Genomic DNA, 15,892 nt, shown 5'->3' on the forward strand with positions numbered 1-15,892 from the left:
GCAACTTATGTGGCAAGATCAATCTCTTGTTATAGAGACAGCAGACTCACTGCGTGTCCCACAGATTCACAAGTGTATACGGACTTCCTTTGGGTGACCAGAAATCACCGCTGACATAGCGACGGTTCCGGTCAAGTCCTGCTATTTCCTGTAAATCTTTCTGCGTAAGTAACACATCTGCTGCCAAGAGATTTTGCTTCATTCGCTCAGGGTTGACCGACTTGGGAATGACCGCGGTTCCCCGATGGATTGCCCAACTGATGAGCACCTGGGCCTGCGTGGACCCGCATCGTTCAGCAATAGTCGCGAGGACAGGTTCCTGCATAAGTACAGGCTCGTTTTTCACTTTCATTCCAGGAGGTCTATCCAATGAACCCAGTGGTGAATAGGCAGTAAGATGAATTTGGTTTTTTTTGCAATAGTCTAGCATAGCAGGCTGCTGTAGATACGGGTGTAATTCGATCTGGTTCATCTCGGGTTTCAGCCTCGCGGTACCAAGAAGATCCTGCAGTTTGGTGGTACTGAAATTAGAAACACCTATATGCCTGCATAGCCCCTTCTCGACCATTGCTTCCATTGCCTTCCAGGTTTTCGAGATTGGCAAAACATCGAGACTGATAAAGTCTTTTGCAGACTCGGGAAAGACAACTCCCCTCTTTATCACAACCGGCCAGTGAATCAGATAGAGATCAAGGTAATTAAGTTGCAGATCCGAGAGGGTTTTTTCTAGTGCCTGCTGGACATCCTCGGGTTCATGGGAATTATTCCATAGTTTTGAGGTAATCCATAGCTGATCTCTGCTGACCACACCCTCCTGAAAAGACTCAAGCAGGGCCTGACCAATCTCGGGTTCATTGCCATATATTGCCGCGCAATCGATGTGACAGTAACCTAACCGTAAGGCTTCCTTGACCGCCCTATATACGTCACCGGGTGCAGATTTCCAGGTTCCCAATCCCAGAATAGGCATCTGATCACCGTTATCGAATTGAAGTGTCTTCATCGTCGTTCCTCCGTTATTTTGATTCCATTACAGTCTCCAGACAAAATCGCATCTCCTTATTAAGGTATCGATAAATCGTGGTTTGTCCATTAAAACAACCTGAAACGAAAAAAAACAGTCCACCGCGTAGCGGCTTCGTCCAACTAAGTTTTTTAATAAAAAAGGCTTGTTCTCTTGGAATGCTTTTCTGCTGAACGTAAGAATCTGTTTAACTGTTTCAATGGCCCGAAACCCGAATTAAGGAATTAGGTTGGGGGGCAAGCAACTCTTCTGCCATGTCATGCGATACCTGCTGTATCGAGATATCAGTAAGCACAATTCTGTGTGCCAAGATATTATTAAAGTCGTTCGCTATCCCGTCAGCAACCTGAGTTCAGTGACATCTAGACAGAAGAAATCAATTTGCTCGACAACCATGCCCTGGCTGAGGAAGAACAAATTCATGTAACGCCTGAATTGATAAAGAAATTTGCTGTTCCCTTGCGGTGTGTCATCGACTATCTGTCATATCGTGAAAAAGAACATCTCAGGCGAGTCGAACAATACAGCCTAACACTCGATACCCAGATCCTTAAGTTTTTTCCAAAGAACCTTTCTGCTGATACCAAGTTTGTCGGCAGCTGCAATTTTTTTTCCGTCCGTCTCATCAAGAGTCTTAAGGATTCTCTGTCGTTCGTAACATTTAACCCCCTCATCCAAAGACAGGTCTTCGGTAATACAAGGAAGATCTTCGCCCCCCCCCTACATTCCGAAGGCAGGTGTGTCACATATATATGACTTCCGGTAGAGAGAAGAACTGCTCTCTCTATGGCATTCTTGAGTTCCCTCACATTCCCCGGATAGTCATAGGCCAGAAGCCTTTTATAGGCATCTGGAGAAATATCCAGCCCTTTTTTTCTGTACTTTGTGGAATAAATTTTAAGAAAATGCTCAGCAAGGGCGGTTATGTCTTCGCCCCGCTCACGTAACGGCGGCAAATGGATGGGGACAACATTGATCCTGTAAAACAGATCCTCTCTGAACGTCCGTTCGCTAATAGCTTTTTTCAGATCCTTGGCCGTGGCAAAAATTGTCCGTACATCTATCTTGATACTGGTATTGCTCCCTAATCTGGTGAGTTCATGTTCTTCAAGCACTCTGAGAAGCTTTGCCTGCAGAGTGATGGGCATCTCCCCAATCTCATCAAAAAAAATAGTTCCTCCATCCGCCACTTCGAATTTACCCTTTTTCGACTGGACAGCACCGGTGAAAGCACCTTTTTCGTAACCAAAGAGTTCAGATTCAAGAAGATCTTCAGGGATAGCAGCACAATTAATCTTGAGAAAAGTCTTGTCTTTACGAAGGCTCAATCTGTGGAGAGCGCTGGCCACTAGTTCCTTACCTGTACCACTTTCTCCCTGGATACGAACCGGGACATCGGTTGGGGCAACGGTGGCCAAGCGATCAAATACGGCCTTAATGGCCGAGCTTTCTCCAATAAACTCCTCAGACTGACTCTTTTCTCGGACGGTTTCACGGAGCTGATCATTTTCAAGCTGGAGTTGCCTGTATCTGAAATACCGGTCCACAACAATAAGAAGAGTGTCGTTACTAAAGGGTTTACTCAGGTAGTCGAAGGCTCCTTTTTTTATGGCAGACACTGCAGTATCTACCTCTGGAAAACCAGTAATGATGATAACACCCGTATCAGGACAAATTTTCATGGATTCAGTAAGTATCTCCATGCCGCTCATCCCTGGGAGCCTGAAGTCTGTAATAATTAGGTCAAAGTTATGTTGCTGTATAGCTTTTAGCCCCTCTATGCCATCTTCACAGGCAGTCACCTCGTAGCCGTGTCCGCTGAGAGAGTGACTGACTCCAAGCCGCATGGAGAGTTCGTCTTCTATGAGGAGAATATTTCGTTTCATGTGTTCTCAGGCTCGCTGAGGGGAAGACTTATGATGAATTTTGCACCCTGGCCTTCCTCTGATTCAGCGTGAATACGTCCCCCATGTTGTTCAATGATAGATTTACAAACTGCCAGACCAAGCCCTGTTCCCTTGCCGGGGTCCTTTGTGGTGAAAAAAGGGTCAAAAATCCTTGGCAGTACCTCGGGATCTATCCCGGGGCCAGTATCAGCTATGCTGAGAAAACAATCCTCTTCATCCCTCGTCAGATCCAGAGAAAGAGTTCCTCCCATGGCCATGGCATGGATCGCATTAATGATAATATTAAGGAACACCTGTTCAATCTTAGCCGGATCCACGGGAACCAACGGCATGTCTTCGCAGGATTCCCGATGCACTGTAATCTTCTGTTTGATAAGAAAAGTATCTACTAATTTAAAGCAATTATCAACAATTTCACAAATGGAAGAAGGTACGATATCAATTGGTGTTTTTCTTGAAAAATCAAGGAGTCCCTGAACCGTATTTTGTATTTTATGAAGCCCGGAGTTGATAACTTCTATATGGGTCTTCCGAGACTCCTCATCCATGGAATCTTTGGCGAAATTATTAAAGCATAGGATCACTCCGCCAAGGGGATTATTTATTTCATGAGCCACCCCGGCCGCGAGATTGCCGACGGTAGCCATTTTATCTGTCTGACAGATAAGATCCATGGTTTTCACTTTTTCTCTGTCTGCCTGCTGCAGCTTACTGATCATCCAGGAAAAACTGGCTTGCAACCTGCCGATCTCATCTTTGCGTTGCTCAGGAATAGAATACTGGATATCCAGATTCCCTTTTTCTGTTATCAGATCCATGGTATTGGCCAGATTGATCAAGGGAGTTGCAAAAGCCCTACCAGCAATGCCAATAACAACGAGGGCTCCTAAAATCATCAATGACACCATGGAAAGAATCTCATTTCGCAGGGTACGGACCCCTTCATTTACTTCCTCTAAGGAAAAACCAATCCGACATACCCCCCAATTCTTGGTACTTATCTTCAGGGGCGCCACCACATCAATCATATCGATTCCCTGAGAGTTTTTAAATTGCTGTATCGCTATTTCCATAGCCTGCAAAGACTCCGTCGTGACCGGATCAGTATATATTTTCCCATACTCCCTTATGTCGCTATGAGAAAGCACTTTACCGTGTGGATCAAGAACAACCAGGTAGAGAAGGCGTTTTTCTTTACGGATAATATCTGAGACATAATAGTCAAGATAATCGGTAAGGCCTACATTATCAACAAGGCCCAGTTCCTTATATACAAGAGCATTTGTAAAGATTACTCCTGATATTTCAGCAATTATCTTTGCCTGGTGAATTGTATCCTCGGTATAGAGTTTCTTTTCACGACTGATAATCAGATAACCAAAGATACCCGCAAAAAGAAAGATACAGAGCGAGGCGATAACAATAAACTTCCCCTGAACGCCTTGAAAAAATTTCATTTTTCACTCTCAATACTTATGCCCTGTTTTTGCAAATACCAAATCATTTGTCTGACAGGATCATACCTGGAATCATCAACTCTCATAAAACCATATCGTATATTCACATCCCACGTATCCATCATGGCTCTTTGTTTTGGATTTAGATAATCAAGATCGAGAAGGACTTCTTCAAGAGAGCGTATCAACGCTGAATCCAAGTCGGGTCGAATGACAAGTAAAAAACCCGGAAGGGGGTCGGTTTGGCCGATAATTTTAATCCCCTTCCCCCGGTACTTTCTGGCAACAGAATCAAGCACGACACCCGCATCATAATTTCCTCTAAGAATCTCTCTAGCCACCGAATCGTGATAACTGAGATTTTCATAGGTACTAAAATCCTGGAGACCGATCTTTTCATTGGCATACAGATGGTACAGGGGCGCTAGATTTCCTGACGTGGAGTGGTGCGAGGCAAAGGCAAAGCTCTTTCCCTTGAGGTTCCGAAGTTTACTTATCTCAGCGTTCCCCTCTCGTGCTATAAAGGTTCCTTGGTAAAACGGTTTTTGTTCAGAGTTCAGGGCAGCGAGAAAGGGCAGGCCACAGGAAGTACTCGCGGCCTCAATATAGGTTAGCCCGCCCAGAAGAGCAATATCAATACTCCCATCGCAAAGAAGCCTGATGATACTTGGATAATCCTGGGTGATTTTTAGTTCAAAATCATAGGGGGTTGATTTACTCAAAAAATCGACAAATGGCTGGTATTGTCTGTACATAACCAGTGGATGGTACAGTGTGATAACCCCGAGGCGAACAACTGGTGACATACGACCCTGATCCGAGGCAGCAGCTTCAAGGTCTGAAAAGAGAACAGGCTGAATAATGCAGGAAAACAAAACAATAATGGCACAATAGCGCAACATGGTGGCATTTTCTCCCTGAAAAGTGTGATGGTGGACTATATGAGTTATGGAAAACAATAATCATCCATCCTGCTTGTCCTTTCGGAGTCTGCGCTTACCTGCCCATTTTATGCACTGTGGCAACAGTTACATCCCCCTGCTTTACGCCCATTGCCACACCTTGAGAACAAACAAAAAACTTACACAGGTAAGCGAGGAACGAGACTCCGATAGTGGACAATTATTTTTCCCATCGCCCTGTGATTTTACAGATACCCAATCATTAAAACAGCTATACAGATAAAACAGGATATCACATTTTTTTGTTCCATGAAGAAAACATACGCATCTCATACTGAAAAAATTTATTAGCCATCTCCGCCAGTAAAGAAAAATAGGTTTTTGGCTTCCTCTTCTTGACATCAGCCAGAAATTGATGCATCCACTTTCCAGGATGGTCAATAAAAAATCGGCACTGTTCATCTTGAGAAAAGGATCCCGACTCAATGGCCTTTTCGATCAGACAGGCCATAAAGTCGAGTTCAAGAGCAATATGATCGGGCAGCAAATAGGAATGCTGAGGATCCACAGTAAAGCCATATTGTTCATACTGCTCGCCTACACGCCGAGCAGATTGTCCCATAATAGTATCTTCCAGATACACGGATTCGTAAGGGGAAATCCTGTTTGTATTGGGACTATTGATAAAGAGCGCAGTATGGTCACAGCAGAGCTCATTAAAATCCAGGGAAGAAGACATGTCAGCTAAAACTTCTGTCTCCTCTCTTACATCGAGGCACAGAACCTCTGACGCCTCTCCTAAAACTCCAGGGAGTTCGCGTGTAAAGGTAGTCCAGTCAATGTCACCTGGATAAAGATAGGCGAGGCTTAACATCTTGTAGATGGCATGCCTTGCCAGATGCAGCTGCTCTGTATCTCTGCCCTGCTCCTGACTAAAGGCAAGAATCCCAACAGAGCCAGCGTTACTTTCGGTCTCGGCTGTAACTTTCATTATCCCTTATACTCCCACTTATTGTTCATTCTGTTTGATTTTTTCATACCAGAGAGGATGATGAGACTTAACTTCTTCCTCATTAAGCTCACCGGTACCAAACATAGCCTTGAAACCGGCCCTGTTTAACGGATGAATACCAAAATACATATGCCCCAGAAGAGTCGGAAGTAAAAGGGCAAAACCGATATCGTGAAGATTCCTGGCAAGTGTCAGCGTTGCCACTGAAAACGACCCACGAAACCAAAGAACGAATCCCGAAAAGGCCAGCATGGCAATGCAGACAATAAACACATAGGCTGCAATCTTCTGACCTGCATTATATTTCCCCTGCCTGGCGTGTTTAAAATCAATATAACTGGTCTTCAGTCCTCCTATTCCGGCAGCCCCCGATTCAGGCCAGATATGCCATTGAGCAATCTGCAGCAACTGGGTGACAGCAAAAGGGAGACTGAAAAGCAGAAAAAGCATGGCCGCCACTCTGTGTATGATGCGGCAGACCTGAATACCAGCGGTCAGGGCATCACCATTCTGGCTACTGATAAAATCAACGGGCACACCGAAGCAATACGCAATCCAATGAAAATAGTGAGAAAGTATTGGTAAGCCTGTCAGGATAAAAAAGAACATCAGGATGATGATTGATTTATGATAAAACATCTGAAACGGGGTAAACGCTGTGATCTTTTTACTCATGGCTGTCCTCCTTCTCTTGTGCAGAGAGTACTTCTTTACGATTTGCCAGCCAGTAGAGAAAATGGGCACCGGCACCCAGAGCTACAGCTGCTGTTGCTCCAATTCCAATGGCCTTAGTTGTCTGGCGTATACCCATGCTGCTGACTATAGGTTTTTTGGGTAATCCATATTTCTCCATTTCTTCGGCTGCAACTATTGTCATCCAACCGGTCTTCCCAACATAGTCGTTTATCTTATCAGCACCGTAAACGATATACTCTTTGCCAAACTGTTCACTATAGCGTTTGGCTCGTTTTTTCGCCTCTGCAACCACCTCCTCTCTGGAACCACTTATCAGAGCATTGGCAATGCAGGAACTGACACAAGCTGGTTTAAGGTCCGACTCCACCCGGTCGTAACACATTATGCATTTGTATGAAGCGTTTGTCGCCTTATCATAAACGGGAACATCAAAGGGGCAGGCTTCCTGACAGGTGCGGCAGCCCACACAGAGGTCCTGATTGATAACCACTTGACCACCCGGTCTGCGTTCAATCGCTTGGGACGGGCAGTATGTGGCACAGGGAGAATTCTCGCAATGCATGCAGTGGTGCAGCTCGGTGATCCGATAACTTTCGGGATATTTCCCATATTCCCTCTGCACAGGCTGCAGGTAATTCAGTTGCGGCAATGACTTGTTCACGCCATTTTCCAGGGCTGTTGTCCCGTTTCTCTGCAACCGTAAACGATTCTCCACACTGCAGCTCACCACACAGGTGAAACAGCGCACACATGCCTGTGAATCATAACACATTGAATAGGTACTCATTATATCTTCCTCATTTTGATGACAAAATCATGCGCCGCATGTCCGCCGACCAGGGGAGCGTGGTGATAGGGTGCGGAGTGATTCGGATTAAAGCCTGTCTTGGGCGCATTGCTGTAGAACTTGTTCAGATTCTTAAAAGCGCCGGGACCTGTACCATAGTAACTAAACATGGCGTCGGGGTGGACTAGTTCACTTAAAACAACCCTGGCCGTCTGTTCCAATGTGTTGTCTGGATTTCGTATGGATACCAGATCGCCATCGGCAAGCCTGAGAGACTTCCCCTTGGCCTTATTAATAAAAACAGCATCCCAGGAAATGGATTCACCGACATTGGCAAGCAGCCTGTTGTCCTTGGTCTGCTGGCCGGTAAAGGAGTTGAGCGGCGCAAATCCTGTAATGGGAATAAACTCATCTTGAGCCAGTTTGTCTCTGGTGGTCATCCAATTAGCAGGTTGCCAGACTGGCAGCGGACTTGCCACCAAAGCGTTACTGTCTCCTTTTGCCTCAAGTTCTGCGTACTCACTGGCAAGGAAGGTACTGAATATCTCCAACTTATGGGTCGGTGTTTTGGCTTTTGTTTTTGGAATCGGTGCTTTACCGTTCCAGATTCCATGTTGTTTCAAGTAGTCAACGGTGATTTTTTTCTTCTCATCGGCAGAGATTCCTTTGAGTCCTGCAAGCTGGGTTTCCCAGAGCAATTCAATACCACCATCTTCATAGGGTTTGAAATGAGTTGCGTATTCTTCGGCAGTTAAAAGCCTACGTGCCAGTTCCAAACTGATCCAGTAAGGATCCTTAGCATCAAAAAGAGGGTCAATGGCCTTCATGTTGATGGTCACACCAGGTACTTCAGACTTATATTTGCTGTTAATGGCCTCGTCACGTTCAACAAAGGTGGCATCCGGCAGGATGACGTCGGCATAAAGTGTCGTCTCATTGAAAAAGGGGGATATACAGAGGGTGAATTCCAGCTTTTTCAAAGCCTCAACAATTTCGGTTCCTCCTGCTGATCCACCAAGCAGATTTGCACCATTAAAGACCATTGCCTTGATAGGGTAAGGCTTGTCAGTCAATAACGTCTCAACAGCCCTGTGACGATAGTAGTGGTCGTTGCCGAATCGGAAATTCGGATCATGCTTCATATAATATTTACTGATGGCTGCTGCTTTGGCCTTTGGCGGATGAATCAGTTTGCCGGTCTTGGGAGAATGGTTCCAGATGATTCCACCTTCCTGGCCAAATGCCCCGATAAGGGCGTTCATCATGCCGATAACCTGAATCCCTTTAAAGGAATTAAAATAGCGTTCACTGCGATAGGTCGGATCGATAAAGGCATGGGGCCTGTTCTGCTCCAGTTCCTGGGCAACCTTTCGAATCTCGCCCGCCGGGACATCACTCTTCTTTTCGGCCCATTCCGGTGTATAGTTTTTAAGTTCCTGGGCTATCCTGTCCAGGGCAGTTACGGCCTTAAAGGTCTTGTCTGTAAACGTAACCTCATAGGTGCCGTTTAAAGCAGGATTTTTAGCGTCACTGGCAAATCGTACCTCCCCAGCAGCCCTATCAAAGACAAGATAGTCAAGGATTTTGACTTTTTTCCCCTTCTCCTCTTTCTCGATTTCCCTGACTCCGGCAGGCTGCAGAGTCTTGGCATCTACCAGCATGGGGGCATTGGTATGTTTGATGAGATATTCTGGCTCGTATGATTTGTTTTTTATGAGTTCATGAAAGAGACCGAGCATAAAGGCGAGATCAGATCCAGGCTTTATTGGCAGCCAGTGAACATTGTCCTCACCTGCCTCAGAAGGTTTGCGCGGATCAACCACAGTCAACCTGAGTCCGTCTCGTTTCCCTTTACAAAAGTTCATGGCCCATGGATAGCAGACCAGGCCGCCAGCTGGATTGCGCCCGGCAAGCACTCCGTACTTGGCTTTGGCAAAATTAATACTGACCTTGCTCGGGCTGCAGCCAGGCAGCCCTTTGCTGAAAGGCCCGCAAACCACTCCAAGACCAACGGCTCGGGAATTGGCCCAGCAGGTATCTGCGTATCCGGGAAAGTTGGGCGTACCGTATACCTTGAAGACTTCATTATCCACCCCAGGTGCGCCGTGAAAACGAACGGCAACGGCCACCGCTTCGGGGGTTCCCTGGTCCCGATAGATTTTCAGCTTTGAGGCTACAAGATCCAGGGCTTCCGGCCAACTGGCCCTGCGGAACTTCCCTTCGCCTCTTTCACCTACCCGAATAAGTGGCGATTGAATACGGTTCGGATTATAAACCATACCTGCTACAGCCACAGATCGTCCACAGACCCCCGGCAAGACAGACTGAGGATTTGCTTCAATCCCTACGAGACGGCCATCCACCACCCTGGCAAGGCCCGGACACTTCTGGGCACACATCCGACAATTAACAGGTACATGCTTTTCCATGCCGTAGGATGGCAGCTTCTCTGCTTGAGCGGGCTTGACATTTAATCCTGTGGCAACCAACGGACCAGCAAGTGCTAAGCCACCAAGCTTCAGAAAATCTCTTCTGTTTGTTTTTTTCATACCTCTACTCTCCTAAAGAATCATCGTAAGATCACACAAAATCGTATCTATACTTGACTAGACACATGATAAATACTCCATAAAACCGAGACTACATGGCTGATTTGGAGCAATACAGTGATGTATATAGAGAAGAACAAGGCAATAAGCAGGCCATTACCTGCTCTTTATTGAATATTTTTTAAAAAGCTGAGATAGTATCAATATGTTAGTATGTTACAAACGAAATGGGTGCGGTTAGAAAAACCTTGAGAGGTTTGGTATGCTGAGGATGTTCCTTACTGGGAACATGAATGCTCCCGACAAGGAACATACATATTTGGGGGCTGCCTGGCAGCCGCGGGAGGGGAAAAGGACTTCTTCTTGCGAATAACACTTGAGGATAGATAAGGGAAATCCCAACTTTTATTCCCTCCAGCCTCAACTGGAATTTTCTCCACTAAGTGTCGAGTGAAGTTCCAGCGGATCAAGTTAGAAGTACTATAATTTAGAGTATCAGAAAGTGAGCAACTGAGTTCAACAGCGCTTCTTATTTGTTATCCTCCAAGCGTTTTATTGTTTCCTGCATTTTCTTTATTTCCCCCCTATGTTCCTTATCCAGTCCTGGATCTTTATCTGCAATTGTGAAATTATGTGCAGCCAGTTTTAAACGACCTTCATACAGGTTGTATTTTCCAAGAAAGAAAGCGGAATTACCTTTCTCACCCTTGGCAGCCTTGAGCTTGCCAAGTTCAAAATATACTTTGGAATAGGTGGGCATCTCCCCCTTTACTTCTTGTAGATATTTTTCTGCATTATCAAGGTCTTTATACTGCAGCCAGACTCGGGCCATCTGAAAAGCAGCCCACATATCATGACTATTACTCTCATAGGCCTTCTGGATGAGAGCCAATGCACTCTCTTTATTACCTGCCTCTAACTCGACTAGACCTAAATCCACTAAAAGGATAGATTGTTGAGGATAAAAATCAATAACCTCTTGAAGCAGTTTTTTGCTGGATTCATAATTGTTTTCCATTCTATCCAGCTGTGACAAACCATAACGAACCATAACCCTTTCACTTTTACTGAGTGACGACGATGCAAGAGAACTGAGAAGAAGATTTCTCAGATTTTTTCCGTCATTTACTAACGACAGAATCCGGTATTTCATGCGAAGAAAGGCAAAATCATCTGTTTCCGGGAAGGATTTCAGTTCCTTTTCTTCGAAGAAAATCAGTGACTGAACATAATCGAGACGTTCATCTGGATAGGGATGGGTCAGGAGGTACTGGGGAACAGCATTCCCCATTGTATACCGATTGATACGCCGCATTTCCTGAAGCATGGCTTCCTGGCCCACGGGATGGCGACCCATTTTTTTCATCCAGTCATAGGCCAGTCTGTCAGCCTCTTCTTCATGTTTGCGACTGAAATGGAGATTTGCAGCTTGCCCGGCCGCCAATGATCCAGTTAATAAGGCGTGACTAAGCGCACCGGCACCCAATGCAAGGCTTGCAACAGCGAGTAAGGTTGAAGCAACACCAACTTTCATTCCCTGATCCATTCCTTTTGCAATATGGCGGGAAACAACATGACCAATTTCATGAGCCAATACCGAAACAAGCTCATCTTCATGATTCATTTTTTCAATAAGACCAGAATAAAAAAATACTAAGCCAGATGGGGCTGCAAAAGCGTTAAACTGTGGGGAGGCAATAATGTTGAAATGGTAATTAAAGTATTGAATTCCAGCGACATCCACAACTTCACTACCCAACTCATTGATATATTGCGAGATATCAGGATCGTCAAGTAATGGGAAAGCAAGTCTTATCTGATACAGTAACTGCTCTCCAAGTTCTCTCTCCTCTCCGACCGTTAGAGCCATACTCCTGCTAATACAGTTTGCCTGTAAAAAGCTTACAATCAGAAAACTGATAAAGAATCGATACAAAAAAGATTTTTTTCTCATAATTCCACAAACTCCCTTTAAGCTGAATAGGTGTTTAGCAGACGTTTCATACCGTCCTCAGTACTGACACGCGGTCTGTAACCTAGGTCGTTTTTTGCCAGTTCTATCGAAAAATAATGCGATTTTGCAAGTTGCTCCGCTAAAAATCGTGTCATTACTGGCTCTTTATGGTTTGCAAAAAGATGATGCCATCCTTCAAGAAAAACTCCAGCACTGTAAGCCAGGCGAAAAGAAACCTGGGATCGTATCTCAGGAATATTCATTCTAAGAAACAGTTCGTCTATCCATTGCCAGAGGTTAACAGGGGTTCCCTGGTTAATGAAATAGGCCTTCCCAGATGCCGTTTGGCTTGACTCTAAATTATCGGCAGCCAATATATGAGCCTCAGCTACATTTTCAACATAACTGATATCAACAATATTGGTACATGTACCAACTTTTCTAAGTTGTTTTTTTCTGCCCCTGTCCAACAATCGTGGGATCAGATGAGGGTCACCAGGGCCCCAGACAAGATGAGGTCGTATGGCGCAGGTGTGAAAGTTTTCTTCTTTAGAACCACTTGCAAGTACATACTTTTCCGCAAGAATTTTACTTTTGGCGTAATTACAGAGTGGTTTTGTGGCATAGGGAAGCTTCTCATTACCATTTATAATATCATCACCGTTAAAAACAACGGAAGGGGTGGAGGTGTAGACCATCCGTCTAACATTGTTCGCCTTACAGGCCTGTATAACATTTTCGGTTCCAAGGACATTGATTCTATAATAATCCTGCCATTTCCCCCAAATTCCAGCCAATGCAGCTACATGAAAAACGGTATCAATACCTCGTACCTGTTTTTCCATAAAAGACTTGTCACAAATATCTCCAATAACACAGGTAACACCAAGTAACTCTATTGCAGGATAGGGATTGCGACCAATAACCAGAGGTTCCACATTTCGAGCGAGAAGTTGTTTAACAATATGACTCCCGACAAATCCACCTCCTCCGGTGACAAGGGCTCTTTTCATATCAGTCCCTTAAGTTCTTCTGCAGCCCAGATGCTGAGTTTTTCACGATATATTTTGGCATTATGACGAATATCTACGGGAAAGTCAGGGTGAACAAGATAGTATTGAATTGAGGTAGTTAATGGTTCATCCTTACCCATTTTTTTCACCTCTGCAATCAATTGATCTGTTGTTCTGGTGAATCCTTTTTCTGGTTCTACCACCATCACCGCAACAATTTGTTTTGCACTCCCCATAACTCCAACAAGTGCAGATCGAAAGACATCAGGATGATTATTGAAAATTGCCTCACAGGGAATAGTATAAAGAGTTTCAGTTATATTTTTCGATTCTAGCACCACACGATGAGCACGTCTACCGCAAAACCAGAGTCGTCCTTCTTCATCGAGGTAACCCACATCTCCCATACGGTGCCAGAATCTCTTCCCATCAGGAATCTTTGCCATGCTGTCTTCATTTTTATTGTTTTCATACCCACGCGTTACTACATCTCCGCTAACTATTATTTCACCAATAACACCAGGAAGCAAAAAATCTCGGTGCTGAAAAGTAGGGATGACTGTATCAGATATAGGAAGAATGGCTATTTCAATTCCTGGCAAAGGTCTGCCGACACAGGTCCCCTTTCCTGCTCTTGTATGTTGCCAGGTAGTTTCCGTTATTTCTCTTCCTTCAATGGAGACAATCGGTAAACTTTCTGTTGCACCATACGGGGTATGGATATTGGCATCAGGAGAAAGAACATCCTGCATTCGTGCAATAAGTTCCCCAGAAACAGGAGCACCAGCCATCAATACCTTGTCGAGAGTTTTTATTCTCCTATCCCCCTTGCTACAATACCTGGATATAACATTCCAGATTGCAGGGGAACCAAAGGAGTAAGTAACACCATATTTTTCGATGGACTCGACAAATCGTTGAGGATTGACCTTTGCCGGTTGGGTTGGATCCATATCAGGAATTACAGCCGTGGCACCAAGAGCTGTTGAAAAAAGGGCAAAAAGAGGAAAAGCAGGTTGATCAACCTGACCAGGGCCTATACCATAATAGTCGCGGATAAGGCGAAGCTGTGCCTCAAATATTGAATGTTCATAGCGAACGCCCTTAGGGGGGCCTGTCGAACCTGTAGTAAAAATAATTGCAGCGAGGTCATCCTCTGCAGCCTTATAACTGTGATACGCACCGTAGTCGCGATCAGCAGCTTGTGAGATGTCTTTTCCAAAGAGTCCCAACGAATTTCCAAGGCATAGAGAATATTTGACAGTTGCAAATGGTTTTCTGAACAGAATTCTAAAGAAATGGGCCTTGGGAATACCGATAAACGCAAGCGGTCTAACACCTTCAATACAGCGCAAAAGATTTTTATAGCCCATTCCTGGATCAATAAGAATCACAGGGGCGCCAATTTTAAAGAGCGCGAAGGTCAAACAGATAAAATCTGCAGATGGCTTTACCATCAGCATGACACGTGTGCCAGGTTTAATCCCTTTCTTTTCCAGCAGATGCGCATAGGAATCAGACCTTGTGGCAAGCTCTCTAAAGGACATTTCCCTGCCGCTTACAGCTTCGATCAAACCAGTCTGTTCACCAAGAAGTGCAGCGCTTTTGGTCAAGGTATGAGCAATATTATGGTTCACCCCTCACTCCCGAAAAATCGAAGAGCAAGAGGAGCAATTTGTTCAAATGCGTCTTCAAGAATATAATGGCCGCCCTCGGGATAATAATGAGTTTCTGCCTGTGGAAAGCGCTGGCACCATTCGTCATAAAAATGCCTGTTAAAACAAAAATCTTTTCCACCCCAGCATATAAGCAAGGGAAGTCCAGCTTTCTGGAATTTTTCCAATCCATTTTCAACATCAACCAATGTCTGGTAAGACGGGTGGTGAGGAGTAAGAGGAATATCCCTAACAAAAGCCGAAACTGCTACTCTGTTTTGCCATGAATCATATGGTGCCAGATACGCACTAGCTGTATTCTTCTCCAACTTTTTTGTGACAGCCATCCATACAGCAGGCCTGGCAAAACCATTGAAAGCACGAACAAGCACTTCACCAATAAGAGGCCAGCGACAAACGCTGATACGAAAAGGGATACGCCTGGATCGAAAAGCTGCTGTGTTCAGAACCATGGCTTTCTGTAGTGAAGCCGTTCTTTTTGCAGCAACACCCATCCCTATAGCTCCACCCCAATCGTGAACAACAAGAGAGAATAATTGTATATCAAGATGAGTGAGAAGTGCATCGAGATTATTGATATGATTTTGAAGGCAATAGTTATAGTCCTGAGGTTTGTCGGAGAGACCGCAACCAAGATGATCGATGACGATGACACGATGATTCTGTGCCAGAAGAGTTATCAGACGGCGGTAATAAAAGGACCAGGTAGGATTTCCATGTACCATGACAATAACGTCACCATGGCCTTCATCGACAAAGTGAATCCGGTACTTGCCTCTGGAAAAAAAATGCGATTGAAAGGGATAGTCAGGATACACGATATTCATTGTTTAAGTTAAATTATTAAGGTTGCTGAAACTTAGGCTTACACGCGAATTGTGTCAACTCTTTTCAAAACAAGGACTGGCTATTTAC

General features: G+C 44.8%; 12 protein-coding genes. All 12 read right to left on the minus strand.

What is annotated here, in order from left to right; all coding sequences use genetic code 11:
- Window positions 1-46 precede the first annotated feature (46 nt).
- Window positions 47-1,003 (minus strand): aldo/keto reductase, encoded by a 957-nt coding sequence (locus UWK_RS14805; protein ID WP_015405198.1) that lies wholly within the window; start codon window positions 1,001-1,003, stop codon window positions 47-49.
- A gap of 497 nt (window positions 1,004-1,500) precedes the next feature.
- The gene (locus UWK_RS20260; protein WP_015405199.1) at window positions 1,501-2,910 is read right to left on the minus strand and encodes a sigma-54-dependent transcriptional regulator; all 1,410 of its coding nucleotides are present in this window, start codon (window positions 2,908-2,910) and stop codon (window positions 1,501-1,503) included.
- Complete coding sequence (locus UWK_RS14815; protein WP_015405200.1) at window positions 2,907-4,388, minus strand: HAMP domain-containing sensor histidine kinase; 1,482 nt, start codon at window positions 4,386-4,388, stop codon at window positions 2,907-2,909. The genes UWK_RS20260 and UWK_RS14815 overlap by 4 nt, the downstream gene beginning before the upstream one ends.
- Complete coding sequence (gene phnD / locus UWK_RS14820; protein WP_015405201.1) at window positions 4,385-5,290, minus strand: phosphate/phosphite/phosphonate ABC transporter substrate-binding protein; 906 nt, start codon at window positions 5,288-5,290, stop codon at window positions 4,385-4,387. The genes UWK_RS14815 and phnD overlap by 4 nt, the downstream gene beginning before the upstream one ends.
- Window positions 5,291-5,582: 292 nt before the next feature.
- On the minus strand, window positions 5,583-6,281 hold the full coding sequence (locus UWK_RS14825; RefSeq protein WP_015405202.1) for a TorD/DmsD family molecular chaperone: 699 nt from the start codon (window positions 6,279-6,281) through the stop codon (window positions 5,583-5,585).
- An 18-nt stretch (window positions 6,282-6,299) separates the two neighbouring features.
- A complete protein-coding gene (locus tag UWK_RS14830; protein ID WP_015405203.1) occupies window positions 6,300-6,977 on the minus strand; it encodes a cytochrome b/b6 domain-containing protein in 678 nt (225 codons plus the stop codon).
- Window positions 6,970-7,785, minus strand: coding sequence for a 4Fe-4S dicluster domain-containing protein (locus UWK_RS18725; RefSeq protein ID WP_015405204.1), 816 nt, complete (start codon window positions 7,783-7,785; stop codon window positions 6,970-6,972). The genes UWK_RS14830 and UWK_RS18725 overlap by 8 nt, the downstream gene beginning before the upstream one ends.
- Window positions 7,785-10,334: a molybdopterin-containing oxidoreductase family protein gene (locus tag UWK_RS14840; protein WP_015405205.1), complete on the minus strand. Its 2,550-nt coding sequence runs from the start codon at window positions 10,332-10,334 to the stop codon at window positions 7,785-7,787. Before UWK_RS14840 ends, UWK_RS18725 begins: the two co-directional genes overlap by 1 nt.
- A gap of 529 nt (window positions 10,335-10,863) precedes the next feature.
- Entirely contained in the window at window positions 10,864-12,288 is a 1,425-nt protein-coding gene (locus UWK_RS14845; RefSeq protein ID WP_015405206.1) for a beta-barrel assembly-enhancing protease, read from the minus strand.
- A gap of 17 nt (window positions 12,289-12,305) precedes the next feature.
- On the minus strand, window positions 12,306-13,301 hold the full coding sequence (locus UWK_RS14850) for an NAD-dependent epimerase/dehydratase family protein (RefSeq protein WP_015405207.1): 996 nt from the start codon (window positions 13,299-13,301) through the stop codon (window positions 12,306-12,308).
- Window positions 13,298-14,938: a fatty acid CoA ligase family protein gene (locus tag UWK_RS14855; RefSeq protein WP_015405208.1), complete on the minus strand. Its 1,641-nt coding sequence runs from the start codon at window positions 14,936-14,938 to the stop codon at window positions 13,298-13,300. The genes UWK_RS14850 and UWK_RS14855 overlap by 4 nt, the downstream gene beginning before the upstream one ends.
- Window positions 14,935-15,804 carry an alpha/beta fold hydrolase gene (locus UWK_RS14860; protein ID WP_015405209.1) on the minus strand — a complete coding sequence of 290 codons (870 nt, stop codon included), beginning with the start codon at window positions 15,802-15,804 and terminating at the stop codon, window positions 14,935-14,937. Before UWK_RS14860 ends, UWK_RS14855 begins: the two co-directional genes overlap by 4 nt.
- Window positions 15,805-15,892 lie beyond the last annotated feature (88 nt).

It is taken from the genome of Desulfocapsa sulfexigens DSM 10523, assembly GCF_000341395.1.
GTDB lineage: Bacteria > Desulfobacterota > Desulfobulbia > Desulfobulbales > Desulfocapsaceae > Desulfocapsa > Desulfocapsa sulfexigens.

Coding starts and splice junctions, on each gene's coding strand:
- UWK_RS14840 (WP_015405205.1), bottom strand. CDS start 10,334: ATGAAAAAAACAAACAGAAGAGATTTTCTGAAGCTTGGTGGCTTAGCA.
- UWK_RS14830 (WP_015405203.1), bottom strand. CDS start 6,977: ATGAGTAAAAAGATCACAGCGTTTACCCCGTTTCAGATGTTTTATCAT.
- UWK_RS14815 (WP_015405200.1), bottom strand. CDS start 4,388: ATGAAATTTTTTCAAGGCGTTCAGGGGAAGTTTATTGTTATCGCCTCG.
- UWK_RS20260 (WP_015405199.1), bottom strand. CDS start 2,910: ATGAAACGAAATATTCTCCTCATAGAAGACGAACTCTCCATGCGGCTT.
- UWK_RS18725 (WP_015405204.1), bottom strand. CDS start 7,785: ATGAGTACCTATTCAATGTGTTATGATTCACAGGCATGTGTGCGCTGT.
- UWK_RS14845 (WP_015405206.1), bottom strand. CDS start 12,288: ATGAGAAAAAAATCTTTTTTGTATCGATTCTTTATCAGTTTTCTGATT.
- UWK_RS14850 (WP_015405207.1), bottom strand. CDS start 13,301: ATGAAAAGAGCCCTTGTCACCGGAGGAGGTGGATTTGTCGGGAGTCAT.
- UWK_RS14860 (WP_015405209.1), bottom strand. CDS start 15,804: ATGAATATCGTGTATCCTGACTATCCCTTTCAATCGCATTTTTTTTCC.
- phnD (WP_015405201.1), bottom strand. CDS start 5,290: ATGTTGCGCTATTGTGCCATTATTGTTTTGTTTTCCTGCATTATTCAG.
- UWK_RS14825 (WP_015405202.1), bottom strand. CDS start 6,281: ATGAAAGTTACAGCCGAGACCGAAAGTAACGCTGGCTCTGTTGGGATT.
- UWK_RS14805 (WP_015405198.1), bottom strand. CDS start 1,003: ATGAAGACACTTCAATTCGATAACGGTGATCAGATGCCTATTCTGGGA.